6 protein-coding genes are annotated in these 5,341 nt (G+C 57.2%); 3 read left to right on the forward strand and 3 right to left on the reverse strand.

What is annotated here, in order from left to right; genetic code table 11:
* Together D0T11_RS23640 and hemH are read right to left on the reverse strand one after the other, a co-directional pair.
* A partial coding sequence (locus tag D0T11_RS23640; RefSeq protein WP_449547621.1) for a transposase-like zinc-binding domain-containing protein occupies positions 1-109 on the reverse strand: 109 nt, incomplete at its 3' end.
* A gap of 127 nt (positions 110-236) precedes the next feature.
* Positions 237-1,274, reverse strand: a complete 1,038-nt coding sequence (gene hemH, locus D0T11_RS21375) for a ferrochelatase (protein WP_119657835.1) — start codon at positions 1,272-1,274, stop codon at positions 237-239.
* A gap of 219 nt (positions 1,275-1,493) precedes the next feature.
* Between hemH and era the strand changes: the two genes are divergently transcribed.
* The 3 genes from era (at position 1,494) to D0T11_RS21390 (ending at position 4,345) form a co-directional block, all read left to right on the forward strand.
* On the forward strand, positions 1,494-2,393 hold the full coding sequence (gene era / locus D0T11_RS21380) for a GTPase Era (protein WP_119657836.1): 900 nt from the start codon (positions 1,494-1,496) through the stop codon (positions 2,391-2,393).
* Positions 2,394-2,598: 205 nt separating this feature from the next.
* Entirely contained in the window at positions 2,599-3,921 is a 1,323-nt protein-coding gene (gene der, locus D0T11_RS21385; protein WP_119657837.1) for a ribosome biogenesis GTPase Der, read from the forward strand.
* Between the two features lie 196 nt (positions 3,922-4,117).
* Positions 4,118-4,345: a hypothetical protein gene (locus D0T11_RS21390; RefSeq protein ID WP_119657838.1), complete on the forward strand. Its 228-nt coding sequence runs from the start codon at positions 4,118-4,120 to the stop codon at positions 4,343-4,345.
* Positions 4,346-4,475: 130 nt separating this feature from the next.
* Here D0T11_RS21390 and D0T11_RS21395 read toward each other — a convergent pair whose 3' ends face one another.
* Entirely contained in the window at positions 4,476-5,042 is a 567-nt protein-coding gene (locus D0T11_RS21395; protein ID WP_119657839.1) for a hypothetical protein, read from the reverse strand.
* Positions 5,043-5,341 lie beyond the last annotated feature (299 nt).

Raw genomic sequence — 5,341 nt, forward strand, 5'->3', positions numbered from 1 at the left:
CTTGGTGGCGGCAGGCTTTGCACTGGTATTTGGGCTGGCCGTGGCGGCTGCCGTTCTTGCGCAAGTCAGCACTGCTGCACTTGCCACACGTCAACGTGGTCTGAAGCATGGGAGTAAGATACTACTCACCCCGCATTATACCACCGCCGGAACGTTGTCCTTCGCTCCGCTCCGGATGACGTTCCTTTTACTGGCAACTGGCAACTGGCAACTGGCAACTGGCAACTGGCAACCGGCTAATTCCGGCGGAGCATACCGGCCACGGCTTCCACCCACTGGGGGTTGGAGTTGAGGCTGGGCACAAGCTGCCAGTGCTGGCCCCCGGCTTCCTCGAACAGCTCCTTGAACTCCTCACCCACCTCAATCGTGGTTTCCAGGCAGTCGGCCACGAAAGCGGGGCTGAAGGCGAGTACGCTTTTGATGCCCTTGGCCGGATACTCCTTGATTACCTCGTCGGTATAGGGTTGCAGCCACGGGTCGCGCAGGCGGCTTTGCAGGCGGCTCTGGAAGGTGGTGGTGTACTGCTCCGGTGCCAGGCCCAGGGCCTTGCCCAGCTGGCGTGAGGTTTCGAAACACTGCGCCCGGTAGCAATAGCGGTTGTTTTTGTTGTAGCTGGCGCAGCAGCTGCCCAGTTTGCAATGGCCGTTGTGGCTGCCCTTGAGCACATGGCGCTCCGGGATGCCGTGGTAGCTGAACACGAAGTGGTCGTAGTCGTGTTTGGCCATTTCGGCGCGGCCCAGGGCGGCGAAGGTTTCGATGAAGCCCGGCTCATCCACAAAATTGCTGATGAAGCTGATGTTGGGCACAATCCACCACTTGCTCACCAGGTCCATCACCTTTTCCTGCACCGAGCCTGTGCTGGCCGAGGCATACTGCGGAAACAGCGGCAGCACGATAATGCGGCGCACGGCCGCGTCGCGCAGCTCCTGCAAAGCGCTTTCAATGCTCGGGTTCTGGTAGCGCATCCCGAAGGCCACCAGGTAGTCGGCACCGAGCTGGTCCTGCACTTTCTGCTTTAAGTCGAGGCCGTGGAAGAGCAGGGGCGAGCCGCGTTCCGTCCAGAGCTGCTGGTAGATTTTGGCCGATTTGGGCGCCCGCAGCGGCACCACCAGCCCCCGGAACAGCGGGTAGCGGATGGCAGCCGGCATATCGACCACCCGGCCGTCGGTCAGAAACTCGTTGAGGTAGCGGCGCACGTCAGGCGTCTGGGGCGAGTCGGGCGTACCGAGGTTGACGAGCAGCACGCCGATGCGGCCTTGGTTGGAAGAAGACATTGAGTTTGAGCTATTGGCTGACAGCTGTTAGCTGTTAGCTTTTTTGTTCGGTAGAGCAACTGGCATCTTCGCCGCCAGAGGCAGCGCCGATTGTGTGGTAGTAACCGCAAAGTTGACCGGTTATCCTCAAGCAAACCACAAAAAAGCGAATAGCTGACAGCGAATAGCTATCAGCTTAGAAAAGAGCTACCTTTGCAGCCCTAAATTTCAGCTACTGAAATGAATACCGAACCAACTCCGCACCGCGCTGGCTTTGTGAGCATTATCGGCAAGCCCAACGTGGGCAAGTCCACGCTCATGAACGCCCTGATGGGTGAGCGGCTCAGCATCGTTACGAGCAAAGCCCAGACCACGCGCCACCGCATCCTGGGCATCCTCAACGGGGCCGATTTCCAGCTCGTCTACTCCGACACGCCCGGCATCATTCAGCCCAAGTACGAGCTGCACAACGCCATGATGTCGTTCGTGTACTCGTCGCTGGAAGACGCCGACGTGGTCTTGTTCGTGACCGATATCTATGAAAAGCACGACGAGGAGCCCGTCGTGGAGCGTCTGCGTAAAATGGTGGACACGCCCATTCTGCTGCTGGTCAACAAAATTGATCAGGCCGACCAGGCCGAGGTGGAAGCCAAGGTAGAGTACTGGCGCGAGCACCTGCCCAACGCGGCCCGGGTACTGCCCATTTCGGCCCTCGAAAAATTTGGCACCGGCGAATTGCTCGACCTCGTGCTGGGCTACCTGCCTGTGCACCCGCCCTACTACCCCAAAGACGAGCTAACCGACAAGCCCGAGCGGTTTTTCGCGGCTGAAATGATCCGGGAGAAAATCTTCAAGCTCTACAAAAAAGAGGTTCCCTACAGCTGCGAGGTCGAAATCGAGGAGTTCAAGGAAGACGAAACCATCATCCGGATGCGGGCCATCATTTACGTGGAGCGCACCAGCCAGAAGGGCATCATCATCGGCCAGCAGGGCGCGGCCCTCAAAAAAGTAGGTACCTGGGCCCGGGAGGAAATGGAGAAGTTCTTCCAGAAGAAAGTCTTCCTCGAAATCTACGTCAAGGTCAATGAGAACTGGCGCACCGACCCGAAAGCCCTGAACCGTTTCGGGTATAATCAATAAGGTGAGATAGTGAGGTGGTGAAATGCTGAGTTAATGTTCGAGAGGCCTTATTGCACTATTGGCGCAAATAGCACAATAAGGCCCTTCGAACATCAACTCAGCATTTCATCACCTCACTACCTCACCTCTTCCGACCACTCACAAACTCACTTAACTACTCCGGGCACTGCCGAACTTGGTCGGGCCGGCGGCTGGAGTCAGACATATGAAGAACACTATTGCCATTGTCGGGCGCCCCAACGTGGGCAAATCGACCCTTTTCAACCGCCTCGTCGGTCAGCGCAAAGCCATCATGGACGACGAGAGCGGCGTAACCCGCGACCGGCACTACGGCTACGGCGACTGGGTGGGCAAGTACTACACCGTGATTGACACCGGCGGGTACGTGCACAACTCCGACGACATCTTCGAGGGCGAAATCAACAAGCAGGTGAAGCTGGCCATTGACGAGGCCCAGGTGGTGCTGTTCATGGTAGATGCCATGGAAGGCGTGCACAGCCTCGACGAGGAGTTTGCCAGCGTGCTGCGCCGCTACCAGGGCAAGAAACCCATTTACATCGTCGCCAACAAAGCCGATACCAACACGCGCATTCACTCGTCCGGCGAGTTCTACACGCTGGGCGTGGGCGACGGCGAGATTTTCCCGATTTCCTCGGCCAGCGGCTCCGGCACCGGCGACTTGCTCGATGTCGTAGTGAGCCACTTTGAGGAAGAAGGCGTGGAGGAGCCCGATCTGGGGATTCCCAAAATTGCCATCGTGGGCCGCCCCAACGTGGGCAAGTCGTCGTTCGTGAACCTGCTGCTGGGCACCGACCGCAGCATCGTGACGGACATTGCCGGCACCACCCGCGACTCCATCCAGGCCCGCTACAACGCCTTCGGCAACGAATTCATGCTGGTGGACACGGCCGGACTGCGCCGCAAAACCAAAGTGCACGAAGACGTGGAGTTCTACTCGGTGCTCCGCTCGCTGCGGGCCCTGGAAGAAGCCGACGTGTGCATAGTGATGCTGGACGCCACCCGCGGCATCGAGTCGCAGGACGTGAACATCATCGGCCTGGCCGACAAGAACCGCAAGGGCATCGTGATTCTGGTGAACAAGTGGGACCTGATCGAGAACAAGGAAACCAACACGGCCAAGGAGTTCGAGGCCAAAATCATGGAGAAGATTGCGCCCATTGCGTATCCGCCCGTGATTTTCACCTCCGTGCTCACCAAGCAGCGCGTGCACAAGGCCATCGAAACGGCCGTTGAAGTGTACAACAACAAGCGCCGCAAAATCCCGACCTCGGAGCTGAACGAAGTGATGCTCAAGGAAATCGAGAAGTACCCGCCGCCCATCCAGAAGGGCAAGCTCGTGCGCATCAAGTACGCCACCCAGTTGCCGACCCACAACCCGGTGTTTGCCTTCTTCTGCAACCTGCCCCAGTACGTGAAGGAGAGCTACTCGCGCTACCTCGAAAACCGGATGCGCGAGCATTTCGATTTCACGGGCGTGCCCATCGGCATCGTGTTCCGTAAGAAATAATTTACCCGGAAAACCCTTCTGGCATTGTCAGGAGGGTCTTTTCGGGCGGCGATGAAAAAAAGATGCATTTTTTCTCCTCGCCCGGGTTACCTCTGCACCTTTCGGGTATAAAGCCCCAAATCAGCCGGTAGTTCTTCGGAACCGGCGGCCTGGTTTATCAAAAACGACTTTCCAAATTTTCTCAACAACCCCCATCATGAAAAAAGTACTGTTCCTCGCCCTGGCCGCTGTTTCTTTCTCGTTCGCTTCTTGCGACAGCAAGACCGAAGATGCTCAGGAGCAAGCTGCTGACAACGTAGAAGAGGCCGGCGAAATGAAGGCTGACGCTATGGAAGACAAGGCGGACATGGTGCGTGACTCGGCTGATGCCAAGGCTGACGCTATGGAGAATGCCGCTGACGCTCAGGACGCTCCTGCTCAGTAATTATTGCTGCATCCTTCACCGGATGTAAAAAAGAGGCCTTCCGCTCGCGGGAGGCCTCTTTTTTTGCCCAAAATTGTCCCTGCAATATTCCGCGCATCAAGCGAAGAGAGGAAGGACAGTTGTAAAGAACTTACCCCAGCCGCCGCTGCAACAGGCCATCGACCACCTTGAACAGTTTTCGCGGCGGGTACGTGCGCCAGGGCAACTCGTCCAGTTCGCCGCCGAAGTTGAGGTAGCTGTCCACGTTGTACTGGCGCATTTCGCGGATGACGTGCTCCTGAAAGTTCACGGCCGCAATCCAGCCGTCCTCCACGTCCTCAAACCACTCCTCGTAGTAATCGTCTTCGGAGCCGTGGAAGTTAAACACGTTTTCGCCGACGAGGATGAATTTACGGATTCCCTCGTGGGTCATTAGGTCGATAATGTTGCGCTTGAGTTGCATCACGTCGTTTTCGATGGCGTCATTCCATTCGCCGATGAACTCGATAATGGCCGCGCCCAGCTCGTAATCCACGAACAGGATTTTCAGAAACAGCGTTTCGGAGCCCAGGCTGTCCCACTGCGGATGGATGTAGTAACCGTAGATGGTGTTCACATAGGAGTCCAGGCTGTTTTCGGCATCGTGCAGGGGCGAAAGCGGGTCTTCGGACGCCGAGTACTGGTCGACCCAGGCGTAGTGGGGTTCAATGGTGTGCATGAGAAGTAACGTCAGACTGCGAAGTCGTTAGAACAGCATCCGATGCTGGTTTTGTTCGGGGATAGTGCTTTTGTCAATCTAGTTGTAAAAGCGGATTCTAGCTTATATCGACCACATTACAAGCGCGAATAAAAAGCCAGGCAAAGCCAGTAGACTTTATTCGACTTGGTTGGGGAGTTTATCGGGCGCGTAAGCACGCAAGGCGCTACGTACGCGCAGGTTGTGGAGCCCGCAGGCCACGGCCATGACGGTGTCACGCCGCCATTCGCCGCGTAGGCGTAGCGTGTCCTGCACCATGC

Origin of the sequence: Hymenobacter rubripertinctus (assembly GCF_003583925.1) — a bacterium.
Taxonomy (GTDB): domain Bacteria; phylum Bacteroidota; class Bacteroidia; order Cytophagales; family Hymenobacteraceae; genus Hymenobacter; species Hymenobacter rubripertinctus.

Coding starts and splice junctions, on each gene's coding strand:
- hemH (WP_119657835.1), bottom strand. CDS start 1,274: ATGTCTTCTTCCAACCAAGGCCGCATCGGCGTGCTGCTCGTCAACCTC.
- era (WP_119657836.1), top strand. CDS start 1,494: ATGAATACCGAACCAACTCCGCACCGCGCTGGCTTTGTGAGCATTATC.
- der (WP_119657837.1), top strand. CDS start 2,599: ATGAAGAACACTATTGCCATTGTCGGGCGCCCCAACGTGGGCAAATCG.
- D0T11_RS21390 (WP_119657838.1), top strand. CDS start 4,118: ATGAAAAAAGTACTGTTCCTCGCCCTGGCCGCTGTTTCTTTCTCGTTC.
- D0T11_RS21395 (WP_119657839.1), bottom strand. CDS start 5,042: ATGCACACCATTGAACCCCACTACGCCTGGGTCGACCAGTACTCGGCG.